The organism is Paenibacillus sp. GCM10027629 (assembly GCF_042676425.1).
Taxonomy (GTDB): domain Bacteria; phylum Bacillota; class Bacilli; order Paenibacillales; family Paenibacillaceae; genus Paenibacillus_K; species Paenibacillus_K terrigena.
This window is the reverse complement of the sequence record NZ_JBHTGZ010000009.1, coordinates 528,084-551,348: the sequence shown is the minus strand read 5'-3', so window position 1 is coordinate 551,348 and position 23,265 is coordinate 528,084. Positions and strand designations below refer to the sequence as shown.

Annotated in this window: 26 protein-coding genes; 3 read left to right on the top strand and 23 right to left on the bottom strand. The window is 44.6% G+C overall.

Annotated elements, in window-relative coordinates; all coding sequences use genetic code 11:
• Positions 1–132: 132 nt before the first annotated feature.
• From comI (ACFQZR_RS11815) to ACFQZR_RS11760, 12 genes are all read right to left on the bottom strand, one after another.
• Positions 133–228, bottom strand: coding sequence for a competence inhibitor ComI (gene comI / locus ACFQZR_RS11815; protein ID WP_018758025.1), 96 nt, complete (start codon positions 226–228; stop codon positions 133–135).
• A gap of 137 nt (positions 229–365) precedes the next feature.
• Positions 366–863 carry an NUDIX domain-containing protein gene (locus tag ACFQZR_RS11810; protein ID WP_379346003.1) on the bottom strand — a complete coding sequence of 166 codons (498 nt, stop codon included), beginning with the start codon at positions 861–863 and terminating at the stop codon, positions 366–368.
• A 267-nt stretch (positions 864–1,130) separates the two neighbouring features.
• Positions 1,131–1,607 (bottom strand): DUF4830 domain-containing protein, encoded by a 477-nt coding sequence (locus tag ACFQZR_RS11805; protein WP_379346001.1) that lies wholly within the window; start codon positions 1,605–1,607, stop codon positions 1,131–1,133.
• A 54-nt stretch (positions 1,608–1,661) separates the two neighbouring features.
• Complete coding sequence (locus ACFQZR_RS11800) at positions 1,662–2,183, bottom strand: hypothetical protein (RefSeq protein ID WP_379345999.1); 522 nt, start codon at positions 2,181–2,183, stop codon at positions 1,662–1,664.
• A gap of 214 nt (positions 2,184–2,397) precedes the next feature.
• Positions 2,398–2,652: a hypothetical protein gene (locus tag ACFQZR_RS11795; protein WP_379345997.1), complete on the bottom strand. Its 255-nt coding sequence runs from the start codon at positions 2,650–2,652 to the stop codon at positions 2,398–2,400.
• 97 nt (positions 2,653–2,749) lie between these two features.
• A complete protein-coding gene (locus ACFQZR_RS11790; RefSeq protein WP_379345995.1) occupies positions 2,750–3,424 on the bottom strand; it encodes an ABC transporter ATP-binding protein in 675 nt (224 codons plus the stop codon).
• Position 3,425: 1 nt separating this feature from the next.
• Complete coding sequence (locus ACFQZR_RS11785) at positions 3,426–4,460, bottom strand: ABC transporter permease (protein ID WP_379345993.1); 1,035 nt, start codon at positions 4,458–4,460, stop codon at positions 3,426–3,428.
• A gap of 249 nt (positions 4,461–4,709) precedes the next feature.
• The gene (locus ACFQZR_RS11780) at positions 4,710–5,387 is read right to left on the bottom strand and encodes a lysoplasmalogenase (protein WP_379345991.1); all 678 of its coding nucleotides are present in this window, start codon (positions 5,385–5,387) and stop codon (positions 4,710–4,712) included.
• A gap of 30 nt (positions 5,388–5,417) precedes the next feature.
• On the bottom strand, positions 5,418–6,824 hold the full coding sequence (locus tag ACFQZR_RS11775) for an aldehyde dehydrogenase (protein ID WP_379345989.1): 1,407 nt from the start codon (positions 6,822–6,824) through the stop codon (positions 5,418–5,420).
• Positions 6,825–7,039: 215 nt separating this feature from the next.
• Complete coding sequence (locus ACFQZR_RS11770; protein ID WP_018757204.1) at positions 7,040–7,990, bottom strand: sugar phosphate isomerase/epimerase family protein; 951 nt, start codon at positions 7,988–7,990, stop codon at positions 7,040–7,042.
• 162 nt (positions 7,991–8,152) lie between these two features.
• On the bottom strand, positions 8,153–9,418 hold the full coding sequence (locus tag ACFQZR_RS11765) for an MFS transporter (protein ID WP_379345986.1): 1,266 nt from the start codon (positions 9,416–9,418) through the stop codon (positions 8,153–8,155).
• A 45-nt stretch (positions 9,419–9,463) separates the two neighbouring features.
• Positions 9,464–9,844 carry a RidA family protein gene (locus ACFQZR_RS11760; protein WP_379345984.1) on the bottom strand — a complete coding sequence of 127 codons (381 nt, stop codon included), beginning with the start codon at positions 9,842–9,844 and terminating at the stop codon, positions 9,464–9,466.
• A 177-nt stretch (positions 9,845–10,021) separates the two neighbouring features.
• Here ACFQZR_RS11760 and ACFQZR_RS11755 point away from each other — a divergent pair, with 177 nt between their 5' ends.
• Positions 10,022–10,711, top strand: a complete 690-nt coding sequence (locus ACFQZR_RS11755; protein WP_379345982.1) for a helix-turn-helix transcriptional regulator — start codon at positions 10,022–10,024, stop codon at positions 10,709–10,711.
• Between the two features lie 323 nt (positions 10,712–11,034).
• On the opposite strand, the gene comI (ACFQZR_RS11750) is transcribed toward ACFQZR_RS11755, so the two are convergent.
• The 5 genes from comI (ACFQZR_RS11750) to ACFQZR_RS11730 all read right to left on the bottom strand — a co-directional run bounded on the left by comI (ACFQZR_RS11750) (position 11,035) and on the right by ACFQZR_RS11730 (position 14,230).
• The gene (comI, locus tag ACFQZR_RS11750) at positions 11,035–11,130 is read right to left on the bottom strand and encodes a competence inhibitor ComI (RefSeq protein WP_227011709.1); all 96 of its coding nucleotides are present in this window, start codon (positions 11,128–11,130) and stop codon (positions 11,035–11,037) included.
• Between the two features lie 370 nt (positions 11,131–11,500).
• Positions 11,501–11,944 (bottom strand): DUF695 domain-containing protein, encoded by a 444-nt coding sequence (locus tag ACFQZR_RS11745; RefSeq protein ID WP_379345980.1) that lies wholly within the window; start codon positions 11,942–11,944, stop codon positions 11,501–11,503.
• Between the two features lie 229 nt (positions 11,945–12,173).
• Positions 12,174–12,536: a hypothetical protein gene (locus ACFQZR_RS11740; protein ID WP_379345978.1), complete on the bottom strand. Its 363-nt coding sequence runs from the start codon at positions 12,534–12,536 to the stop codon at positions 12,174–12,176.
• 547 nt (positions 12,537–13,083) lie between these two features.
• On the bottom strand, positions 13,084–13,518 hold the full coding sequence (locus tag ACFQZR_RS11735) for a phage integrase N-terminal SAM-like domain-containing protein (protein ID WP_379345976.1): 435 nt from the start codon (positions 13,516–13,518) through the stop codon (positions 13,084–13,086).
• Between the two features lie 196 nt (positions 13,519–13,714).
• Positions 13,715–14,230, bottom strand: a complete 516-nt coding sequence (locus ACFQZR_RS11730; RefSeq protein ID WP_379345974.1) for a DinB family protein — start codon at positions 14,228–14,230, stop codon at positions 13,715–13,717.
• A 265-nt stretch (positions 14,231–14,495) separates the two neighbouring features.
• Here ACFQZR_RS11730 and ACFQZR_RS11725 point away from each other — a divergent pair, with 265 nt between their 5' ends.
• Positions 14,496–15,362: a glycoside hydrolase family 43 protein gene (locus tag ACFQZR_RS11725; protein ID WP_379345972.1), complete on the top strand. Its 867-nt coding sequence runs from the start codon at positions 14,496–14,498 to the stop codon at positions 15,360–15,362.
• A 58-nt stretch (positions 15,363–15,420) separates the two neighbouring features.
• Here ACFQZR_RS11725 and ACFQZR_RS11720 read toward each other — a convergent pair whose 3' ends face one another.
• Both ACFQZR_RS11720 and ACFQZR_RS11715 read right to left on the bottom strand, forming a co-directional pair.
• Complete coding sequence (locus ACFQZR_RS11720) at positions 15,421–17,094, bottom strand: DUF4091 domain-containing protein (protein WP_379345970.1); 1,674 nt, start codon at positions 17,092–17,094, stop codon at positions 15,421–15,423.
• A 25-nt stretch (positions 17,095–17,119) separates the two neighbouring features.
• Positions 17,120–18,274, bottom strand: coding sequence for a Gfo/Idh/MocA family protein (locus ACFQZR_RS11715; RefSeq protein ID WP_379345968.1), 1,155 nt, complete (start codon positions 18,272–18,274; stop codon positions 17,120–17,122).
• A gap of 168 nt (positions 18,275–18,442) precedes the next feature.
• Here ACFQZR_RS11715 and ACFQZR_RS11710 point away from each other — a divergent pair, with 168 nt between their 5' ends.
• The gene (locus ACFQZR_RS11710) at positions 18,443–19,369 is read left to right on the top strand and encodes a helix-turn-helix domain-containing protein (protein ID WP_379345966.1); all 927 of its coding nucleotides are present in this window, start codon (positions 18,443–18,445) and stop codon (positions 19,367–19,369) included.
• Between the two features lie 71 nt (positions 19,370–19,440).
• On the opposite strand, the gene ACFQZR_RS11705 is transcribed toward ACFQZR_RS11710, so the two are convergent.
• The 4 genes from ACFQZR_RS11705 to ACFQZR_RS11690 are packed head-to-tail and all read right to left on the bottom strand — an operon-like array spanning position 19,441 to position 23,149.
• On the bottom strand, positions 19,441–20,148 hold the full coding sequence (locus tag ACFQZR_RS11705) for a FadR/GntR family transcriptional regulator (RefSeq protein WP_379345964.1): 708 nt from the start codon (positions 20,146–20,148) through the stop codon (positions 19,441–19,443).
• A 43-nt stretch (positions 20,149–20,191) separates the two neighbouring features.
• The gene (locus ACFQZR_RS11700) at positions 20,192–20,917 is read right to left on the bottom strand and encodes a LutC/YkgG family protein (protein WP_379345962.1); all 726 of its coding nucleotides are present in this window, start codon (positions 20,915–20,917) and stop codon (positions 20,192–20,194) included.
• Entirely contained in the window at positions 20,910–22,421 is a 1,512-nt protein-coding gene (locus tag ACFQZR_RS11695; protein ID WP_379345960.1) for a LutB/LldF family L-lactate oxidation iron-sulfur protein, read from the bottom strand. The genes ACFQZR_RS11700 and ACFQZR_RS11695 overlap by 8 nt, the downstream gene beginning before the upstream one ends.
• On the bottom strand, positions 22,418–23,149 hold the full coding sequence (locus ACFQZR_RS11690) for a (Fe-S)-binding protein (protein WP_379345958.1): 732 nt from the start codon (positions 23,147–23,149) through the stop codon (positions 22,418–22,420). The genes ACFQZR_RS11695 and ACFQZR_RS11690 overlap by 4 nt, the downstream gene beginning before the upstream one ends.
• Positions 23,150–23,265 lie beyond the last annotated feature (116 nt).

The window sequence follows — 23,265 nt, the reverse complement described above, 5'->3', positions numbered from 1 at the left end:
TGTTATTATATATTTATTAAAGACCAAGTGCGACGAACACTTGGTCAGTACAATTGGCTTGGATGGTATATTCCCTTCTAAGTCATTCAGGAATAAAATCCCACCTTCGGCGGTCAACCTTTGGGTGGGATTTTACTTTTTCTTGTTGTTATTATTTATATAGGTTAAAAGAGCAAGGATAAACATTCCAAATAGGAACATAATCGTTATTGCATCTTTTACTTCCATGGCTTCACCTCCCTTCGAAGGGAAACCATGCCCACCCAAGATTCAATTGTTATCTATATTTTACCTATCTTTCCATATGCGCACAAGCGTTCTCATGAATTAATATTTGTTTTTTTGAATGATTTCAATATTAATCTTTATTTAATTATTGGGGTTCCAATAAATTTTTGAAGATCTTCTAATACTTCCTTCTCATGTTGTTCAAAGTATCCAGATTCAAATTGGGGTAGATTATCTATTGAATAGAACCCAATATTCGTGGTTTCATCTGTTTCTGCTAAGAGTGTCCCTGTCCACTCATCAACTCTAAATAAAAGTTCAAATCCTTGATACTCATCACCAAATCGATTGGTTATAGAATATTCTTTGCCCGTATACATCGCGATTAGTGTTGCCTTTATGACTTCTATCCCTGTCTCTTCTAGTACTTCACGTTTAAGACATTCCATTATGGATTCATTTAATTCAATTCCTCCCGCTGGTAATGCCCATTTCTTATTTCCCTTTCGTTCGATATAAAGAATTCTATTTTCTTCATCCGTGATAATGGCTCGAATCGACGGAATAATGAGTTTCTGATTGCCTAAAATGGACCTGATTTTCCCGGTATACGAATCTCCCCAATTACTGGACATATTGATCTCCTCCAAGATAAGAAGTAATTTAATTGGGTTCACTTCATTGGAAACTGACGATGCCTTACTCATCTTCAGGATGAAAACAGGATATCCAAATAACTCTTTATAATCCAAATACAAACGATTATCAGTATAACAATTCCACTTATTCTTGAAACTTCTGATACTTTTATGTCTTTCTGTCTAATGAATGGTGAGATAACGTAAAAAAACAACCCAAGGGAAAATGGCATTATACTATTTATTAAAAGGGATAGGATTGATTCAAACATAAGTTTCCTCCATGCGTAGAGTAGGTTGGCTGGATACGCTTACTTTTTTAGTTTCTAAAGGTCTGTCCTTCGAATTGAACATCGGGGTTGTTTCGCCTAAATCTATTCGTATTGTTCCATTCGATTGTTCAACCTCTTTATTAAATGCTAAATAACCGCCTATTATTTCATTCCCGGACTCTAAGATGTAACCCACAATTTGATTATAGTTATCGGTTTTCTCTTGCAGTATATATCCAGTTTCTATAACTTCCCCGTCAAGAAATGGAGTTAAGTCAACATGTCCTTGAGTTTGAATATTACCCACATGCTCTTTATAGGATCGTAAAGTTCCTGCTTCATACTTTGTTTCTGACGCGAACCGTTCAGCAGTCCAGCCATAGTTATTCAGATATGTAACATGCTGTTTATTGTGATTTTCAATTAATTCTACCTTCTTTTCTATACATCCAGCTAATACAAGTAACATAAGAACAATAATTGTCTTTATTTTCAATTAATCAGTCCTTCTAACGATTTTACCCTAGCTGCTCTTTAAAAGTTCTTCTTTAATAATCTTTAACATCTCTTTCCGTATAACCCCACTGAAAAAACCAATGAAAAACCAATAAAATGAGAAATATCTTTTAGCTTTACGTGACGTACAGTAAATTCTTGTTTCTGTACTTATTTTTACAAATCTTTCTCGATTCATTTCAAAATTAAAATTCCATGCAATCTTCACGAAGTCTTGATCCCTAAATACCATAAATTGCTCAGGACTCAACTTTATGATGTTCCCGTTAAACTTCCAAGGTTGAGCTACAAGTCCAATGACTATCTCGGTCCGGTCCTCTTCTAATAAAATAAATCCTGTATCAAAAATGCCTCTTAATGAAACCATTCGCTTCGGGAGGCCACGTAATGAAAATAACACCTTTATCATTCTTGACTTACCATAATCAATATCATAAAGAAATTGAATCATTGGAGGAGTTGGGATTCTTACTTCTATATCATTTTTCTTGGTAAAATCCCATTCATCTAAGTACATATCAATTAGCACCCTTGAAACTCCTCCTAATGATTGCATTAATTTTCAATAACGTTCCTAAATTCACGACATCCTAGATCTCGCCGCATAAAGTGAACATAACCAGGTTCCCCTGAGTAGCGACGCCTTTTTAGACCAAATAACGAAACCTCGTTAGGTATACTTTACCATTATTTTACTTTTAGGAGTAGACTTATTTCATTTGAGTTCTGAAATCTTAAATTTCCTAAACCTTGACTTTGATCAGCTGGTTTAGATGAAGTGACAAGACATCTTCAAGCAACTTAATTAAATATGGTTGACTGTCATTTTGTTCTTTCCAATAAGAATCAAAATCCGGCAGGATATTGTACAATCCAGTTTGATTAATATCGACATCAGTAAATTCTGTAAAGTCGTACATATATAATTGCAAGAGATTTTGAAAAAGGTCTTTCTCATTTATCGACGCCAGACGAACATCGATAGTCATTGTTTTCACCTATCTTTCTTATCATATGTGGATATGATCCACCACAAAACGGCCAAATAGAAAGAGGAAGTCGCATATTCGTCATGAATATACAACTTCCTCTTTATTATACAATCAATCCATCTTTCATTGTAATGATATGGTCCGCATAAGAGAGCATTTCTTCATCATGGGTGACCATCAAGGTCGTGATGTTGAGTGTCTTGCTCAGATCACGGATAAGCTTCATCACATCGTGGGAACGCTTCGAGTCTAGACTTGCCGTCGGCTCATCCGCGAACAAGATTTTAGGCTTGTGGATGATGGCGCGGGCGATTGCGACACGTTGCTTTTCACCACCGGATAAGGAAGCAGGATAAGCATCTTTGCGATGATCCATTTCGACCAACTTGAGAATCTTGGCAACTTCTTCTTTTTGCTCGCGTTTGGACATTTTGGACTCTGAGACATCGAGCATGAGCATAAGCTGATCCTCTACGGTAAGGAACGGAACTAGATGAGCAGATTGGAACACAAAGCCGAACTTGCTTGCACGGATCTTGCGAATTTCCTCCTGCGTCATTGCGGTCATGTTGCTCCCTTCGAATTGCACCTTCCCATCGGAAGCGCGTTGAAGGCCGGCTGCGATGGTGAGAAGTGTGCTTTTCCCGGAACCGGAAGCACCCACGAGCGCCGTGAGCTCACCTTCTTTTAGGGATAGGTTAATTCCGTTGAGTACTTGCTCTGTAACTTCGCCAGTAGTAAATTTTTTGGTAACGTCTTGTATTGTGAAGGTTGTCATATTACATGTCTCCTTGTTGAATAGCTTGTAAAGGTTCCACTTTCCGAATCTGTAATCCAGAGAGTGTAGCGCCGATAAATCCGATGACTAAGAATAGGACGGATAATAGGATTGTTCCCTCTATTGTCAGACTAAACGGCATACCTTTCGGTGCGATCATGTTAAAGCCTAGGCTTAATGCTACGGACAGAACTAATGCAGAGATCGTAATGAAGAGCATTTGAGCCCACATCATACGGAATAGCGTACCCGTCTTCACCCCGATCGCTTTCAAGATACCGTATAACCCGATTTTCTGCACATTCATCATGTAGAAGAAAATCGCGAACAACAAGCCGCTGATAGCAATCAAGAACCAAATAATCATTTGTAGGGACATGTTCTCTGCCTTGTAGCTTGAGATGGTGTTAAGAAACTCGTTATTAGTAAAAGATTGTAGTCCCGTAATCGACGGTGCTGTATCTTGTCCAGGAATGAACATCAACTGTAAGCCCTTCGTACGGTAAATCTCTTTATAGTTATCCATGTTAATATAGGCGACAGGGGCGTGGCTGTATTTCTTCTGTTCTACGAATTTGACGACTTTGAATTCGCCGCTGAACTGATTATTCGTGAGTACATCCCCGACTTTAATGCCATCTTTCTCCAAGGAACGGTCTAACACGATTTCTCCCGGACCGACTTTTTCGAATAATGGAGAATCCGTTGAAGTCACGAACGCTACGGTATGCTGCTTGTCCTCTGCATCGTTCACAAAGCCCATCTGAATGGAAAATGCTGCAGCATCCTTTTGTTCCTGTAACACTTGGTCTTGCACGCTTGGATCTATTTTGGAAAGATTATACGTTTCTTTCGCATCGGTATTCATATAGAAATGACCTTGAGGCATATCCTTGATCAACGCCGCATTATCTTGGGACAATCCATTGGCTAATCCCGAAACAATAAAGGTTAGAAAACTTACAAGGAATATAATAGAACCTAATATAATAAACTTCGCTTTACTCTTCTTCATTTCTTTCCATGCCATATTCATGAAAAAACCTCCATTTCTTTGTTACAAACATGAGTATAGGCTTGTTCTATGAACGGAGTATGAACGGAGAATTACATTTACGGATAATAGCGATTTTTGTCATAGCGCTTTTTATTTGCCACGAACGGGCTGAGATTATGGCGAGACGGGGTTCTTTTATCGTTGAGGTGCTGTACGCAAAAAGCAATAAATGCCGTCCTAAGGACAACGTTTATTGCTTTTCGTGTGTTTAACCATATGGATTTAGAATCAGTCTTGGATGCTTTTGCTGGCAGTAGAATGACCGGAAGCTTGGCTTACTTTGGCCTGAAGGCTGTAGGCTATACAGAATTGGGCAGCGTAATAGGTAATCATTACGAGCGTATCCGCGGAAGCGAATGGGGTTACGAACATGTTCCAGGATAGAATGGAGTCTGAGATCCCAAATGTAATGCTCCCGATGGCAGTCCATTTGTTGCCGGTCATGATGGCGGACCACATCATCAAGGAAATGACGGTAATATACAGTAGTACAGGCACGATTAGAGCTTTATTGTTATCTCGAATCAATGCCTGAATAATCTCCCCTCCCATGAAAAAAGCATACAGCCCAATGGGGATGATCGCCGCGAAACGAAGCTTCGAGAAGCGCCATTTGCGGAAGAATCCCGTCATATAGAAGAGGTGCCCGATGAGAAAAGCGGCTAATCCAAAGATAAATTCAAAAATGATGAAGGCATCACCAAGCATACAGAAGAATAAGCCTGTTAACAGCATCCAATCGTAATATTGTTTCCGAAGCGGTGCTTGTACGTAGGCATACGTAATGATGAGCAGCATTGGAATGATCTTGAATAGTAGCTTAACTGCAACCGGCTCAGATGGAATCACGAATATGTACAGTAAGCCCATGACTAGAATAAGTAAGGGTAATCGGTACTTGTTCATAGCGACAGCTCCTTTACAATGGAATAGATTCTATTTGAGAAACATCTTGATTCGTTTGAGACCATCCTTGATATGTGGATAACGAAACGGAATATCAAATAGGGTGGTCTGTCTCAACACACTTTTGCGATGGGAGAACAGATCGAAACCGGCCTTCCCGTGATAATTGCCCATTCCACTGCTACCGACCCCGCCGAAAGGCAAGTACGGTGTGGTGAAATGATAGACGGTATCGTTCACACAACCCCCGCCGAAAGAAGCATGTGTCAGCACTTGCTGCTGAATTTCTCGATTCTCGGAGAAAATATACAGGGCAAGCGGTTTCGAGCAGCTATCGATTTCCTGAAGAACATCTTCAATACGATCATATTCAAGGATAGGCAGGATGGGTCCGAAAATTTCATCCTGCATCACGAGGTCATTCGCTGTGACATCTGTCAGAATCGTAGGCTCAATACGTAAAGTATCACGATTGCTTCGGCCTCCTGCAACAAGCGTACCTTCATGAAGCATGGCTTCGAGCCGCATGAAATGCTTGTCGCTGACAACCCGTGTATAGTTCTCGTTCTCGAGCGGGTTCGCTCCATATAATTGTTGAATGGCGTCCTTTAAGTGCGTAATCAATGATGCTGTAACGGACCGATGGACATAAATATAGTCTGGGGCTACACAAGTCTGACCTGCATTCATGAACTTTCCCCATGCAATTCGCTTCGCCGCGAGCTTCAGGTTCGCGTCCTTGTGAACGATACAAGGGCTTTTGCCCCCTAACTCTAATGTGACTGGCGTTAAATGCTTCGCAGCCGCCTCCATAATGACTTTGCCTACAGGAATGCTTCCCGTGAAAAAGATATAATCTGTCTTCTCGCGCAGCAGCGCTTGGCTTGCTCCGACATTTCCCTGTACGACAGCGATGTATTCATCGGCATACGTCTCTTGAACGAGTGCGGCTATAATCTCTGAAGTCTTAGGTGTAAGCTCGGATGGTTTGATGATGGCACAGTTCCCAGCGGCGATCGCCCCAATCAGCGGTGCAATCGCGAGCTGAAATGGGAAATTCCAAGGCGCAATAATCAGAACAACCCCATAAGGCTCTGCATAAATGGAGCTTTTGGAGCCAAAGTGAGTGAGCGGGGTTTTCACCTTTTTGGGCCGCGCCCAAGTATGTAGATGCTTCAAGAAGAAGCGAATCTCTTTCAGTACGATACCAACCTCCGTGGAATATGCCTCAAATTCGGATTTATTCAGATCCGACTTCAACGCTTGAATGATGGGCTGCTCGTATTTCCGAATGGCATCGCCTAATTTGTTCAGTGCATCCTTCCGAAAGGCGAGTGACTTGGTCTGATGCGTGCCAAAGAAGGCCTTTTGCTTATGAATTAATGCTGAATATATATTCTCGTGCTGCAGGTTTGAGTTTGGTTCTAAGTTAGACATACCTATGCACTCCTGTTCTCATTCATATAAATAACCATATCATAAGTGGTCTGATCATGGGAAATAGACTTGGGTTTTATCGGACATGATGTTCTTGCTTGGATGGAATACAACCGATCAGGAAACAATAAAGAGGAACGTCGCATAGAGCAACGTCCCTCTGTCCTAAAACCTTAATACGGTTACTGCAACTTTCACGAATCCGTAACCAGCGTCTACCGGCAATACTTATCTCTCAAAGCCAGCGCATGTTTGACTGATTGCTCTACGCCTCTTGCTTGATCTTCAAGCATTTGCTCCATGAGCTCTTGCGGTGGGTAATAATAATCTAACGGCTTAATCACGGACAAGTCATAAGGTGGCTCTTCGACTTTAAATGCTCCTTCACCAACTTTGGACACGCCGCCAGCGCCAGGCTCTCTCTTGAAATGGATCGCGTATGGGAAACACATTTCTACGTTGATACGAGTCAATGTCGATTTCTCCACAAGGATTTTGAACAGTTGATCCAAATCGATGTTGCCTGTTCCTGCAGGAACACCGCATACTCTATAGTCTTCTCCATCATGAACGATGATATGGTCTTTAAAATGGGTGGTGTATGCATACGGTGCCAACTTGGTCACAGCATCAACCGGTTCCTCCCACGCCATCATGCCGTTACCGAGATCGCAATGAGCGCCAACCCAAGGACTGTTCACTTCCTCAATGATCTGAATAACCTCATCCGCTAGCTCTTCCTCATGGTTTTCCACAGCAAGCTTAATTCTGTATTGCTGCAGCAAAGGAACAATTTTCTTAATATTTGCAGGTGCTTCAGCCATCCGTGCAGCGTCGTATTCGCCCATACAAGTGTATGTCCGGATGACATCCGCTCCGATTTGATGAGCAACTTCAATCACTTGCGACAAGTGATCCGGATCCGTACCATTCGTATCGATCTCAGCGAAAAATCCGTATTTCTGAATTTCAGCCTTCACTCTTTTCAGGTATTCAGGTTCGAACGATTCGAGTGTTCCCCATCCAGGTAGTCCCGGCCATTTCACGATATTGATCATAACCCCGTCTAGCCCGAGCTCTGCGGTCTTTTGAATAAATTTGAAAATATCCATTCTACCTGTAATAAACTGCAAGTGATAGCTTTCTGTTTCTAAACCGATTTTCATATGTCTCTCCTCCATACATTCTGTTTTTTTACCACAATAGAATTTATAAAAGTTTCGACGCATCGAAACGTAAAATTCTATTTGGCGATAAAAACCACCTCTAAACGCGGTCGCTCATCTTTGAATGGACCTCGATAGAGGTTTTTCTCATATATAATGCAACTACTGAACTTGAGCTTGTTCTTGCGCTCTTTTCTTCTTAACGATTCTTACTAAGTAACTACTGATGATTAAACCAAACACGGCAAACCCAATCATGGTCATAAACACATGTTTGTATCCATTAATCCCTGGTGTGCGATCTAGCATATTTCCATACAGCGTAAAGGCGAACATGGATGGAAGATAACCAATCATACAAGCAATGGATACCGCCGCACCACTAATTTCACGAGGGATGCCAACCTCTTCGATCGGAGCGAAGAACACGGCTCTTTGTGAGAAAATAATTGCGCCATAACCGAGTGTAAACACCATACCTACATAGATATTCATCGTTTCGTGCGGAAGCATGATAAAGATGATCATACCGATAATAGCTAAGACAAAAGTCATTCTCAAAAATTTAGCTGAGGATTTGAATGTTTTATCAGCAAGGAAACCGCCAATCGGTCCGCCGACCATCTTCAAGCAGTATTGGTTGATAATCCCGTACGCCCCGACCAGCGCTACAGGCATTCCGTAAATATCTTTCAGGAATGGAATGAAATAAGTCAATCCGATATACACGGAGTATACAGAGAAGATCGTAAATGAGACGACCCATATTTCAGGCATTTTGAGAGCTTTTAGGGCTCCATCAAACGCCATTTTGCTTCGATTGATTTTGTTGCCATGCTCGTCTGTATCTTGAATGACGTCGTCTTCAATAAGGAAGTACGAGATGATAGCGGTTACAATTGCCGTAATAGAGAAGAAAATGATGGCGCCTTTTAAGCCCGCAGCATTTGCCCCCAGCCATTGGAAAATACCAAGCGCAGTAAATGCTACAATCGTATCTACAATCCCTCTTCCTGCTTCCAGGAAGCCGAACATTCTGCCCTGCTCATTACTGTCCCCGAGCAATCTTACCGTTTTGATCAGGACGGGCCAGAACGCAAGTTCAGCAAACAAAGCGAATAGCGCCCATAATACCAATATTTCATAATATCCTGGAAACGTTGTTAAGTAAAATCCAAGTAACCCTACTCCGCCCAAGGCGATGGGGAGCAGCTTCTTCTTGGAAAATCGGTCTGTGATGTACATCGAGGTGATGTAACCAAACGTTTGAATAAAGGCGTAGACAGACAACGCGACACCGATTTGTGTATGTGTTAGATGAAAATATTCCATCATAGGAATATAAAACGCATCTTTTAGATACGGTAATTTAAAAATTGTCCCCCCGCCCAGAATGAGTACGGCAAGCGTTAACCATTTTTTTGCCACTACATTTTTCGAATTCATATTCTACTCATTCCCTTCCCCAACTTCTTATTCTTCAATAAAAGCTGTTACTTCGATTTCTACCAAGGCATCCTTTGGCAGCCGTGCAACTTCAATCGTGCTTCGTGCCGGATAGTTACCTTCAAAGTACGAAGAGTAAACTTCGTTTACTTTTGCAAACGTATTCATATCTTTCAAAAAGATAACGGTCTTCACAACGTTCTTCAAATTACAGCCTGCAGCCTCTAAAATTGCTTTTACATTCTCGAGCGATTGTTTGGCTTGCTCTTCGACGGATTCAGGCATTTCATTCGTTTGAGGATTGATCGGAAGTTGGCCGGATACAAAAACAAGGTTTCCGATCTTAGCAGCCTGAGAATAAGGTCCGATGGCTCCTGGAGCGTTCTGGGTTGAAATTGTTGTATGCATGTGATGTCCTCCTAATAGTGAATAATTATCATGATGATAATTTATTATTGCGATGATTTTATTTTAATACATGGTTCTCATGATTACAATACTTTTTTTGAGAATTTTTTATTGAAATAATAATTCTTTATTGTTAGACTCGGAATATGAGAACCGGGAGGTAAAGGAGTGGTAAAAATGGATGATTCAGATAGAATCACGAAGTATATCCCAATCGTTCACTTTATTGGTGAAATCTTGGGTAAGAATTGCGAGGTTGTGCTGCACGATGTGACGAAGCCGGACAACTCAATCGTTGAGATTGTTAATGGACATATTAGCGGCAGAAAAGTGAACGGCCCCATTACGGACCTTGCTTTAAAAGTATTGAAGGATAAAAACTATAAAGACAAACATTTCATCTGCAATTACGAAAGCGTCGGCAAGAGCAAGAAGCCTTTTCGTTCTTCAAGTTATTTTATCAAAGATGAACAGAATGAAATTATCGGCATGATCTGCGTGAACGTCGATCTATCCGATCTTATATCGGCACGAAGTGTTATTGAAGATGCCATTATGCTTGCCAACTTTACAACCATGGCTAGCAACGAACCTAATCATACGGAGCAGCAAAAATCGGCGTTGGATCTTAACGTACTGGAAAGCTTCGAGGACAACATCGAGGATCTCCTCTTATCATTGATTAAAGGCGTACTATCTGAGAGCGAAATCGCGCCTGAGCGCATGTCGCCTAAAGAGAAAATCGATGTCGTTAGAAAGTTAAACGAAAAAGGGGTATTTCTGCTTAAAGGTGGCGTAAGCGAGGTTGCCAAACATTTGGAAGCTTCCGAAGCGACGATCTACAGATACTTGAATAAAATAAAATAAACGAATCTGAGGTGGCACCACGAAATACAAATCGCGGTGTCCCACCGTCTTTAGGCACAATCAGGTGCCGACCACGATGCGGATGCCCGATGCGTGAACATGGTGTTATATGATAGGGATGCCTTCTCTGAATTGCTTTCATAAATCATTTATATCGCTCTTCAATATTGTTTTGATACATGTTTTTACATGTGTTATTATATATTTAATAAAGACCAAGTGCTGCGAACACTTGGTCAGTACAATTGGCTTGGATAGATATTCCCTTCTTAGTCAGTTAAGAACGAAAACCCACCTTCGGCTCGTAACCTTGGGGTGGGTTTTTACTTTCTCTTGTTGTTATTATTAATGTAAGTTAAAAGAGCAAGAATGAATGATCCAAATAGGAACATAATCGTTAATGCATCCTTCACTTCCATGGCTTCACCTCCTTCCGAAGGGAAACCATGCCCACCCAAGATTCAATTGTAGTTATATTTTACCTTTATTCACATCTACGTACAAGCGTTCTTATATTGTTTTTTAGAGGTTTTATAGATTTTTATTCTGCATCCCTTTCTCATAACGTTTCCGTATTCACGAACCCTCCATGTAATTCACTTCCTGTTTAATTGATTTGATACGCTCTTAGAAGATTCCACATAACGTTATGTGTATTCACGAACTTGCGCAGCAAGTTGTCAGACAGCAATTGTTTACTTATATTACGTCTGCTGACCAAGGCGTAGCCGAAGCGTGTATACTTTGTTATATGCTGTCGGATCTTCTATGTATTTGCTTAATAAACCTTTATTGAATTGTCTTACTATGTATTTCATTCTCTGATGGATATATGCTTTCAAAATAAAAATCCCAATTGTCATTTTTTATTGTATTGATTTCAACATGGTAGTTACCTTCTTGTTTCACTATATATTCTATTCTATTAATAACTTCTTCTACATCCTCTTCATTGCAATAATAATAGGTTTCTTTTATTCCTAACCCTATAAATCTACCTACTTTGATTACTCTATTATTTTCATTCATATCTATTTCTTCTTCTATTTTATATAAGAGTTCATGTTCTTCTTTGATTGGCAAACCATTAGATTTAGGATTCAATAAAACAATGCAAGTAATGATTAATATTTTTTTATCTTGCACGGGTGCAATTGTTTTATATTTAATATTTGTTGTAAATACAGTAGGAACTTCATCGATTATTCTTTCAAACACTATCCAGTTATCCATTTCATTCCCCTATCTTTATTAGTTTTATCCGATGGCATATAACGTTATTGTATTCGCGATGCCGAGATGCTAAGGCTACAAAGTGGCCGGCTGCGCTTGCGCAGTTAGCCTTGCAGGTGTGTCCGCCTGAATCCGCTTCCACGTAAATGCCTCGGGCGGACCGAGAGGCGAATGCCCCGATGCGCGAACACGATGTTATCAGAAGTGCCCGACTTCCTGACATACTGAATTATGCATTTCCATTTATCGACAAGTCAAAATATTTTTTTTTGGATTTGTTGAACTTAATAGATAGGAAACTTGGCCCTCCATCATTCACAGTAATATATTTATTCTTCCAATCAAACTCATACTCTTCATTAACTAACAGAAAGTTACAATATATAACCTTATTTCCTGTGTTACTTAATCCAAAATACTGTCTTTTATAGTCTTTGAAATTATCAATTACAAATTTGAGATTTTGGGATTCATACGATATTCCACCCTTATCCATTAGTTCAACTAGATATTCCCGAATTCCACTTTCAAAATTAGAAATGTCTTCATTAGTGGGTTTCCAACCACTTAAACTTGAATCAAATAGTATCACACCCTCATAGTCATTCGTTTTTAAAACTATGGGAGTGAAATTGGATTGCTTAATATCTGTTTCTTCATTTGAATTACTTGAACAACTTGAGGAAAATACTACGATACAAATTAGACTTAAGATAAATATGTATCTGTTAAAAATAATAATCATCTCCAAAATTCATTAAATGTTGATTGTTTGAACGGAAAGCGACAGTTTGAGCAGCCATTGAGTCCTGTTTTGCATTTTGGGCATTTCTGATAACGTCTTTTTCACGAACTTCCCCAATCCCTCAGCAACCAGGGAATTCACGTACTTCGCGAATACCCCGCATCACGCCCATATTCACGCACCATCCTATATCTGATCCAGCGGACTCTTAATTCGACTCACATCTCTCACGCTCACATGCGTATACCGCTCCGTTGTCCGACTGCTCTGGTGCCCCAGCAGCTCCAATCATTTGACTGAATTTTTCTGAACAGTTCGTTCGGTTAGATGTCGTCCTGCAATATGCAGTGTTTTGCGGGCTCGATCGAAGTCTTCGATACGCAATCGAACGACTTCACCAACGCGTAAGCCTGAAGAATATGTAACATAGGAAAATTGCTTTATGCTTCAGATTTTTGACAGCCGTGAGCATAAGCATAATCTCATCCAGCGATAGAATCGAAGGCAATTTATTCTTTTTCTTAGGCCTAACATACGATACATTCTCGCGGTATCCCATCACGTGGATCAAATAAAATTTGATCGCACTAATTGCTTGATTCACATACAGATCCAACAAATAAAGGGAATAATCTCGAACAACATGATCAGTCCACCTCACATTGTTCTGTCTCCTATACTCGAAGAAGCGTTGGACCTGACCGCAATAAGCTTTAACCGTCTTCGCGCTGTATCCTCTTGCACGTAATTCATTCTGCAGCTGCTTATGATGCGAAGCATCCCATTTCAGATCTATATCCAAGACCGCAAGCCGGAGGCGCTTCTTCATCGAAAAAACTTGAACTTTATCGCCAAACGCTGCTCACCATATACCGCTACATGTACATCCATAATTCATCAATCCTTCCAATAATTATAACAAGCTCCCCCCGTCCTTGAACACACAAAAAAGAGCGTACAGAGTTCCTACGAACTTGATACGCCCCGATGCTTTCGGCACTGATTTCGATGATCCTCGAAATCTGCTAAATGTGATATCTTTCTTTCAGTATGTTCAAATGATGAATCTCATGACCCGCAATAATATAGGCAAGTGCCCGAACGGAAATCGGCGAATGATTCGCTGTCCCTACTCTCGCTGCTGCCTCATCTGTAACTCCGCGCAATAGTGTATTTGTAGCACGCCGGACGGCTCGAAGATCCTCAATCAATTCAGACATCGGTGTTGAAGCGAAGGCCGCTCCGTTCACGAACGCATTCTCATCAAACCCTGTGAGAGGCGTCTGATCTCCTCTCGCAATACGCAGCAATCGATAGCTCATCACGCGTTCCGTATCCGCAATATGACCGATTACTTCTTTAATCGACCACTTATCCGGTGCATACCGGAAATCTCCTTGCTCCTCCGATAAACTCGCTAAGATCTCGGTTGTACGCTCTAATTGCTGCTCTAGAATTCCCCGAATATCCCCTTCAGGTACGAGGCCTATATATCGGTCATAATAAGTTGCATGCTCTCCATCCAATGGCTGAATTAACATCGTGTACAACCTCCTTTTTTACAAATTATAACACGACAAATTCCTTTTTTGTCCTATCCTATAAATGTTTCATACAAAAAAACTCCAACACCCAAGTAACGAGAACTAGAGATTTTTTCATATCCAAAAATAAGCTGCCGCCTCTGATAACAAATTTCATGATTCGTCATATTCATAGCCGTTACCACCTAGGTACCTCTGGAGCATTATACCAATTCATGCTAATCTATTTGCTAGAGTAAATGATTCCAAGGAGGACCACCGTTTGATACGATTATCTGATATTCACTTTCGAGACCCCTTTATTCTTCCTGTACCTGTGGAGAATACTTACTATATGTATGGAACCCAAGGCGCGACCGCATGGGACGGTAGACCTGAAGGCTTTGACGTGTACCGCAGCTGCGATTTATTAAATTGGGAGGGGCCTTTCCCCGTGTTCCGACCTGAGCCGGGATTCTGGTCCGATCACCATTACTGGGCGCCTGAAGTGCATCATGTGAAAGGCCGATTCTATATGTTCGCTTCTTTCAAAGCAAATGGGATGTCGCGCGCGGTGCAAGTGCTCGTCGCTGATCACCCGATGGGACCCTTCGAGCTCCATAGTCTAGGCCCCATTACGCCAAGGGCTTGGGAATGCTTAGACGGTACCCTCTATATGGAGAAAGACGGTACACCATGGCTCATCTTCTGTCGGGAGTGGCTGCAAGTAACAGACGGCGAGATCTATGCTGCCAAATTAGCCGATACGCTGGACCGAATTATCAGCGAACCGCAACTACTGTTCCGCGCTTCTGAAGCCCCATGGGTGAAGCCTAATGACGATGGCGGTTTCGTGACGGACGGCCCCTTCCTCCACCACATGAACAACGGCCGCCTGCTCATGATCTGGTCCAGCCTTGGTGAACAAGGATATACGACGGGGATTACACGCTCTGTTAGCGGAAGAATTACAGGTCCATGGGTGCATGAGGAGAACCCGCTCTATGACGAAGATGGTGGACACGGCATGTTATTTCGGGATTGGTACAGTAACCTGCTCCTTGCCCTTCATGCCCCGAATCACAATCCGAATGAGCGGCCATCCATTCTACGCGTCGAAGAATCCGCAGATTCGTTAGAAGCCAAATAACCTACTCTCAACCATACAAAAAACCTGCTTGCTCAGCAGGTTTTTCTACATTCTTCAACTAGCCGTTCGTTAGACAGCAATGTGCAGCAATCGCTTGATTGATCCGTTCCCTTGCAGTGAGAAGCCATTCCCCATTCCCTCTCGGATATTCCGAGAATGAGATAGGTGCTGCGATCCCCTCTTCGATCAGCGCAACCGTCTTTTCTTTACCGATCCAAGACTCTAATAGTTCTAGCGCACGCAAATCCTGCAAGCCTTGATGAAGCACCTCAAGCCGAATCGATTCAACAGGTCCCGCTTCGCCCGGATAGACCAGATAAGCATCGCCGGAAGGGAACGCTGCGCCGGCATCCGTCGTCCGGAAGGGGTCGATCTGTTGATTCGCCGAATATTGGGTGTACCAGAAGTTATAGCCCCAGTGCAAGAAGCCTTGCAGGCCGAACTTATACAATTGGAAGCCCAGTACACGATTCCGTGCGGAAGGCATATTAAAGAATCGGTTCGATACTTGATCATCCTGGGAACAACAATAATACGTCCATAAATCCGGTACCTCGCTGCGCAGGAACGGTTCAATATGATTGTTCGCTGGAATCGGACGCTGCACCAGACCCTGCTCATAGAAATCGAGCGATGACAACGCATCCATAATCGGATAAGCCGATAGATGCTTACGCACCATTTCGCTCGCCGCCATGTACGTCTCCAGTTGATCCTGACTCGGCTCATCAGAGATATGGAACCAGCTCTGCTGTGCAAGTCCATTATTCTTAATGTAACCATCTAACGCTGGCAAGAATTGATCCATGAAGCTGCGGTATTCCGCCGACGTCGAACTCGTTCTCCAACCAAAAATTTGCCGTTCTACCCCTTCCACCGTTGCGACGATCTTCGGTGCATGCTTCGCGCCCCACTGTGTAAACAAATGAGAGAACTCGAAATATTCCACCCCAGCATTCCGGCACATCTCCACCCACCGCGTCAGTCGGTCGAATCCGAAGCGATATGTCCCATCACCGAGCACTTCCACATTGATCAACTGGACCGTCGGACGCTCACCGCCAATGGCCGTATCGAGCGGCGGTGTGAATTGCGGCGTCAAAATCATATTCATCCCATGCTTCACAGCCGTCCCCACAAATTGCGCAAGCAGCCCCCAGTGTGCTTCACTAAACACGTCTACGCCATATTGGGTCGCAATACAATCCGTATGGAACCATTCCGTGTGAATCAACCGCTGCTTCGGCAGCTTCGCTGGAATCACATTCAGCATGAACGAATTCGTCGCAAGTAGAGCACCCTCCTCCGATTTGATCGTTACCTTCACCTCATGATCACCCGGTTGTACCGTATCATCCAGTTCGACATGGACCCAGAGCGAACGCCACTGCTCAGGCAAAGCATGGATCGCTGTATGCTCCAGTTCATATAACGGATCTGGGTATAACCCTGCCGTTGTGCGCAATACATCAGCATCATGGTCGTAATAACAAGGCATTTCCGAAGGCACTAACCCAACCGCTCTGACGTGAAAAGGTAACCCAATCGATGACTCGACTTCGACCTGCAAATTTTTGAATAATCGCTCTGCACTGTAAGCCACTTGAAAAGCAAATGTCTCCCCATATAACGCCGAACCCTCTGTATAGGCTCCCCCTTGCGGCTTCTCATCTGCGAATACTTTAGACAACGCATCTAATGTGATCGATTGAAACAGATTGGATTGTTCCATGCTCTATACCTTCTCTCTTATGAATTTAGATATGGACAGTTTCACGAACACAGCTCCACTCTAGCGATTGGAATGTATCCGTTGTTGCTGATTCTCTCGCCTTCAAGCACATCAATGCGCTTAACAGCCCATCTTCTAGCGGATATCTTGATTCCGCTGTCCCTTGCATCAACTCGATGAAGTTTTTCGCCAAATCCGTATCCCCGCCAAAATGCCCACTGCCAAGTGAAAAATCATACGTCTCCACACGCGGTGTATGATGCATATGAACTTTAACGATACCGGTATAGAAATCGAATTCGACCGTGCCTTTGTACCCTAAAAATCTTGCCCCGCGTGCTTGAGCACCACGACGCGCAAAGAAGTTCTGTGAATACGTCAGATGCATGCCCGATTCATACCGAACGATGCAGCTTCCCGAATCTTCATTGCCCGTATCCGCGGCAAACGCGCAATATTCCCACATTTCCGTTCCATCTGCCTTGAAAGCCGTACTCTCCGCACATGTGCGATTCTCTTCGCATTCTTTGCATTTGAGTCCCGCAGGCTTGGTTCCTTTGAAAATTTGCTTCGACGTCATCGCGCAGATGCTAACCGGCTTCAGCTTGATCACATCATTAAGGTAATCCAGATCATGCGTCGCTTTCTGGAGGAATAGGCCGCCTGTCTCTTCTTCATCCCGGTACCAGCTCTGATAATAGACATTGCCGTAAGGAACATTATTCACCGCTTGGACGTGCTCGACGGTTCCAATTTTGCCGGAATTTATAATCTCCTTCACTTGCTTCACAATCTCCGAGTTACGAAGAGGGAAAGAGACGATGACCTTCGAATGCGATGCCTCGTAAGCCTCCTTGATTCGATATAAATCCTCCATCGTCGTAGAGACCGGCTTCTCCACATAGAGCGGGAGCCCCGTAGCGAGCACCTTGATCGCCATCTCCGTATGCAGTGAACACCGCGTACCGATGACGACACCGTCCAAAGCTTCCGATTCGAGCATCGCTTCAGCCGTATCATAGAATCGTACATCCGTATTCCCTTGTTCTGCTAATGCCGTACGAATTTCATCCTTGCGAACATCAACGATCGCCGAAATTTGGCACCGCGCATCTTGATTAATCATTTCCGATATGACATAACTAATCCGGCTTCCATAGCCAATGACACCCAACTTCATATTCTATAAGCCTCCTCATTCGATCCGCTCAATTCAACTCTAGTATAAGACCAAGCCGCGAAGGATTCTTTGTCTTCGAAGCCCGTTTTTTGGTACTTTTCGAGGAGCAGAATTGATATAATAGAGGAACAAGCTAACGAGAATTTCACGGAAAGGAGTCCTTCCGAAGTGAGCATTAAAGAACAACCTGCGACCCAGCCGGTCGAAGAGTATTTCTTTACCCGTACGCCGCTGCAGCAGCTCATTGAAATTCATAATTTAATTACGTTCCACTACTTCGAATTTAGCAAAGACTATGAATTTACCGGGGAACGCCATAATTTCTGGGAGTTTCTCTATGTCGATCGCGGCACGGTGAATGTGACAGTGGATCATACAACCCATACGCTGCAGCAAGGCGAGATTATTTTTCACAAACCGAATGAATACCACAGCTTCTGCGCACTGCAAGGTAAAGCACCGAACCTGATCGTCATGACCTTCGATTGCCACTCCGAAGCGATGAAGCATTTCGAGGATCAAGTCATCGCGCTTGCGAACGAGGAACGGAATTTGCTCGCCATGATCGTCGAAGAAGGTCGTCAGGCCTTCCAGTTTCCTTGTGGGCACCCGATGATTCGCCGTTCCAATGCGCCACTCGGCGGCGAGCAGCTTATCAAATGCTATCTGGAGACGTTCCTGATTCGCATTCTGCGCAATCATCTCGTTGCACAGACATCACCGACTAAGACACTATCATCAGCAGCGAGAGAGAACATTAGCGATGACCTCGTGAGGCAAATCATGGCCTATCTGGAAGAGCATCTCGCCGATATGCATACGCTAGAGTCGCTTAGTCAACGGTTCCTCATCTCCAAGACGCGTCTGAAGGACCTATTCAAGCAGCAGACTGGCCATACGATCATGGAATATGTAATGCACCTGCGAATGGAGCACGCGAAAATGATCATGCGCGAGGAGACCGCCAATATGACGGAGATTGCGACGAGGCTGGGGTTCAGCAGTGTCCATTATTTCTCGAAAAGCTTCAAGAAAAAGACGCACATGAGCCCGACCGAATATGCGAGGACGGTAAAGGCGAGGATCCGAAACTAAACATTTATGTATGAAAAAATGACGTACGCCTGAACCCGATAGTTCAGTGGTACGTCATTTCTACGTTACGTTTAAATATATTTCGTCAGAATGCTCTCTACATGCTGGAGATGCGTCCTCATCGCTTGGCTTGCTTGATCTGGCTTCCCTTGCCGCACAGCCTCGGAGATCGAGAGATGCTCTTGATAGAGCTGCTCCGAAACCGATCGATTCGCATATAACTCGACCCGACGCGTCTGTTGAATCGCCCGCTCCATCTGCTCCGCAATGGACTCGAAGAGCCGAACCAGGACGGAGTTATGCGTCGACAGTGCCAACATCAGGTGAAATTCAAGATCCGTTCGCTCACCCGCTTGGTCATCGCCTATGCTCCGCTCCATTTCCGCAACAATGGCCTGCAGCTTCTGCTTATCCTCTGCTGTAGCCTTCTCGGCAGCAAGCGCCGCGTTCGAGACCTCCAGCGCCTTCCGCGCTTCGATGAGCTCGAGTACCGTGCTGCGGTTCATGCGCAAGGAACTTAGCTCAGGCATCTCGACCTCCATCACGGATGAAGCAATCACGGTGCAACCGCCGCCTTGACGAATCTCAATCAAGCCCATTGCTTTGAGCGCACTTAACGCTTCGCGCATCGTCGACCGGCCGACGCCGAACCGCTCCGACAACTCCTTCGTCGATGGCAGCTTCTCGCCAACCTTGACACGGCCATCCAGAATGAGCCGCTTCAGCTGCTCGATAATTTCTTCATAGTGATTTCGTTTGGCCAATCTCGTAATTTCCATGCGTTCTACCCGCTCCAATCGTACAACCTATCCAAGTCATAGATTACCCTACAATCAACGCGTAGACAATCCCCGGTCCATGAACGCCAATCGTCAAGTCATTCTCAATATCCGAGGAACGACTGGGGCCTGTAATAAAATGAATTCCTGCCGGCAAGTTCTCGCGGCGCATCCCATCGATCTTCTCCATCACTTCGCCCATCCGTGTCTTCAGCCGTTCAACGGGAATGATCGCCATCATGACCGTTGGCAGGAGTGTGACCGATCGGCCCTTGTCAGGCGACGACAACACGGTAATGGTTCCTGTATAAGCAATCGCGTGATCCACGACAGCGACGCCAATATCTGCGCCTGCCGCATGGGCTTTCCAATACTCCTCAGGATCACTGTTCCATACGCGAATGTCCGTCTCCGGCAGCGCCTCTTCAAGCCCTAGTTCATTCAACTCCGGTTGATTCTGCCGAATCATATGGCGTGCGCCGAATTCATTCGCTCGATCCACGATAAACTGCTTCGCTTCCTCCATCGTCTGTAACCGTGCCGCCTGTCCGCCGACACTCTGCCAATTATCCATAAAACGCTCAATCTTCTCTTCCTGCGTCCAGTTCAGCTGGGTCCAGAAATCCGGTGCACCACGGAACGGATGCTGAGGTTTCTGTGCAATGTCCTTGCGCCCGAGCTTCTCCGCAATGCCGCCGATGAACTTCGCCTGCTTCGCCCGCGATTCCTTCTCTAACTGCTCGAGCAGTGTCATCTCTTGATCAGCCATGATGTCTTCCCCCGTTCTTCCGCTGTTCTAATGCCTGCTCCATCCGCTGACGAACCTCATCGCTCATCGTCGGATTCGAAGCTTGAACCTCTTGCTCCAGTGTTCCCCACCGTTCGCGGAACGACTGATTCGGCAAGCTTGGCAGATGTCTTACGCTGTTCCATCCTTTGAGTGGCCCGATCTTCGTCTTGATCATCCCTTGGCGAGCGACAAGCTTCTGACCGATCTGTCCCATCTTGATCACGCTGCGCATGCGTTTGGAATTGGACATAATAGCTGCAAAACCTTTCATCCCGATCTTCTCCGCCGTCTGCCCGTAGCCTTTCTCAACTTTGCGATTCCGTAAGTAGACGAGCATGTCGTGTAGTGGAATTTTCACCGGACAAGCCTCATAACAAGCCCCGCACAGGCTCGAAGCATTCGCAATATCATCCCACTCTGCCACATTGCTCTGAAGTGCTGGCGTCAACACCGCACCAATCGGGCCGCTATACGTGCCGCCGTAGGCATGCCCTCCAATATGACGGTAAACCGGGCAAGCATTCAGACATGCGCCGCAGCGTATACAGTTGAGCAGCTCCTGGAATTCTGGATCACCCAGTTGGAGTGATCGCCCATTATCCACGATAATAATATGCATCTCTTCCGGTCCGTCTGCATCCGCATCCCGCTTCGGTCCCGAAATTGCCGACATGTACACCGTCAGCTTCTGTCCCGTGGCCGATCTTGGCAGCAAAGTCGCCATCACTTCAAGATCTGCGAACGTCGGAATAATCCGTTCCATCCCCATTAACGTAATCTGCGTCTTCGGCACCGTAGAGACCATCCGAGCATTGCCCTCATTTTCGAACAGGACCATGGATCCCGTCTCCGCAATCGCGAAGTTGCACCCAGTCATGCCGATCTCGGCGTCGAGGAATTTCTCCCGCAATTTCCGGCGGACGAACCCCGCAAGGATAGATGTGTCTGCAGGCAGCGTCTCGCCCGCTTCCTTCGAGAGCAGTTCTGCGATTTGATAGCGATTTTTGTGAATGGCCGGAATGATGATATGTGACGGCGTCTCGCCTGCCAGCTGAATGATATATTCGCCGAGGTCGGTCTCAACCGCTTCGATCCCCATTTTTTCAAGCGCTGCATTGATATGGAGTTCCTCCGAGACCATCGACTTCGACTTCACGACGGAGCGTGTCTGCTTGGACGCTGCGATTTTCATCGACAGCTCGACCGCTTCTTTCCCATCTGCTGCGAAATGCACATGCACCCCGTTCGCTCTCGCATTCTCAACAAATTGGTTCAAATAATAATCCAAATGCGCGATCGTATGCAGTCGAATTTGCCGCCCCCGCTCCCGCCATTCTTCCCAATTGCCATGCTCTTCCGTCGCCTTCTTCTTACCATTGCGCAGTCGCTCTGTCGTGAACTTCACCGCTTTTCGCAGAAATTCATTGTTCAGCGCGATATGCGATCGTTCTTTGACCGTACCTGCCTGCTGCCCGTGACTCATGCCTGCTTCACCCCTTCATATAACAATTCAGCCAGATGCATCACGCGAATCGGCTTGCCTTGGTACATCAGATTACCCGAAATGTTCATCATACAGCCCATATCCAAGCCGACGAGTACTTCCGCTTCCGTCTCCAGCACATGCTGCGCCTTCTCCGACACCATCGCGGCCGAGATTTCAGACATTTTCACGGCAAACGTTCCACCAAATCCACAGCAATCCTCCGCAAATGGAAGCGGTATCAATTCCATGCCTTTGACATTCTCCATCAGTGTTATCGGCTCTTCTTTAATCCCTAATAACCGGCTGCCATGACAGGATGGATGATACGTGACTTTATGCGGGAATACCGCGCCGACATCCTTGACCCCGAGCACCTGTACGAGAAATTGGGTGAATTCATAGGTCTTCTCTTGCAGCTGTATCGCCTTCTCTAGCATAATTGGATCTTTCTCGAACAGTTTCGGATAGTAGTGCTGAATCATTCCTGTGCAGGATCCCGATGGGGAGATGACAAAATCGCTGTCCTCAAAAGCCGCCAACAACGTTCTCGCAGATTCTCGCGCTTCCTCCCAATAGCCACTGTTAAACGCCGGTTGTCCGCAGCAGGTCTGTGTCTTCGGGAACTCTACTTGAACGCCGTACCGCGCCAGCAATCGAACCATCGCCTCGCCGACACGCGGGTAAATCGCATCGCTTAAGCAGGTAATAAATAAAGAAACCTTCATCCTTCACACCTCATTATCGTCTTAGTATGCATTCATCTTATTGTCAGGTTGTCAGACATGTTGGATATTAAGAATACCTAACGCCATGACGCCAGGCCGTGCAAGCGATTGTCCCT

Bases quoted from the DNA above. Each gene is read 5' to 3' on its own strand.
- ACFQZR_RS11720 (WP_379345970.1), bottom strand. From the start codon at position 17,094: ATGGAACAATCCAATCTGTTTCAATCGATCACATTAGATGCGTTGTCT.
- ACFQZR_RS11790 (WP_379345995.1), bottom strand. From the start codon at position 3,424: ATGACAACCTTCACAATACAAGACGTTACCAAAAAATTTACTACTGGC.
- ACFQZR_RS11775 (WP_379345989.1), bottom strand. From the start codon at position 6,824: ATGTCTAACTTAGAACCAAACTCAAACCTGCAGCACGAGAATATATAT.
- ACFQZR_RS11700 (WP_379345962.1), bottom strand. From the start codon at position 20,917: ATGGCTGATCAAGAGATGACACTGCTCGAGCAGTTAGAGAAGGAATCG.
- ACFQZR_RS11730 (WP_379345974.1), bottom strand. From the start codon at position 14,230: ATGTTAATTCAGCCATTGGATGGAGAGCATGCAACTTATTATGACCGA.
- ACFQZR_RS11745 (WP_379345980.1), bottom strand. From the start codon at position 11,944: ATGGATAACTGGATAGTGTTTGAAAGAATAATCGATGAAGTTCCTACT.
- ACFQZR_RS11695 (WP_379345960.1), bottom strand. From the start codon at position 22,421: ATGAGTCACGGGCAGCAGGCAGGTACGGTCAAAGAACGATCGCATATC.
- ACFQZR_RS11735 (WP_379345976.1), bottom strand. From the start codon at position 13,518: ATGAAGAAGCGCCTCCGGCTTGCGGTCTTGGATATAGATCTGAAATGG.
- ACFQZR_RS11715 (WP_379345968.1), bottom strand. From the start codon at position 18,274: ATGAAGTTGGGTGTCATTGGCTATGGAAGCCGGATTAGTTATGTCATA.
- ACFQZR_RS11705 (WP_379345964.1), bottom strand. From the start codon at position 20,148: ATGGAAATTACGAGATTGGCCAAACGAAATCACTATGAAGAAATTATC.
- ACFQZR_RS11755 (WP_379345982.1), top strand. From the start codon at position 10,022: ATGGATGATTCAGATAGAATCACGAAGTATATCCCAATCGTTCACTTT.
- comI (WP_018758025.1), bottom strand. From the start codon at position 228: ATGGAAGTAAAAGATGCAATAACGATTATGTTCCTATTTGGAATGTTT.
- ACFQZR_RS11785 (WP_379345993.1), bottom strand. From the start codon at position 4,460: ATGAATATGGCATGGAAAGAAATGAAGAAGAGTAAAGCGAAGTTTATT.
- comI (WP_227011709.1), bottom strand. From the start codon at position 11,130: ATGGAAGTGAAGGATGCATTAACGATTATGTTCCTATTTGGATCATTC.
- ACFQZR_RS11810 (WP_379346003.1), bottom strand. From the start codon at position 863: ATGTCCAGTAATTGGGGAGATTCGTATACCGGGAAAATCAGGTCCATT.
- ACFQZR_RS11805 (WP_379346001.1), bottom strand. From the start codon at position 1,607: ATGTTACTTGTATTAGCTGGATGTATAGAAAAGAAGGTAGAATTAATT.
- ACFQZR_RS11770 (WP_018757204.1), bottom strand. From the start codon at position 7,990: ATGAAAATCGGTTTAGAAACAGAAAGCTATCACTTGCAGTTTATTACA.
- ACFQZR_RS11780 (WP_379345991.1), bottom strand. From the start codon at position 5,387: ATGAACAAGTACCGATTACCCTTACTTATTCTAGTCATGGGCTTACTG.
- ACFQZR_RS11760 (WP_379345984.1), bottom strand. From the start codon at position 9,844: ATGCATACAACAATTTCAACCCAGAACGCTCCAGGAGCCATCGGACCT.
- ACFQZR_RS11690 (WP_379345958.1), bottom strand. From the start codon at position 23,149: ATGAAGGTTTCTTTATTTATTACCTGCTTAAGCGATGCGATTTACCCG.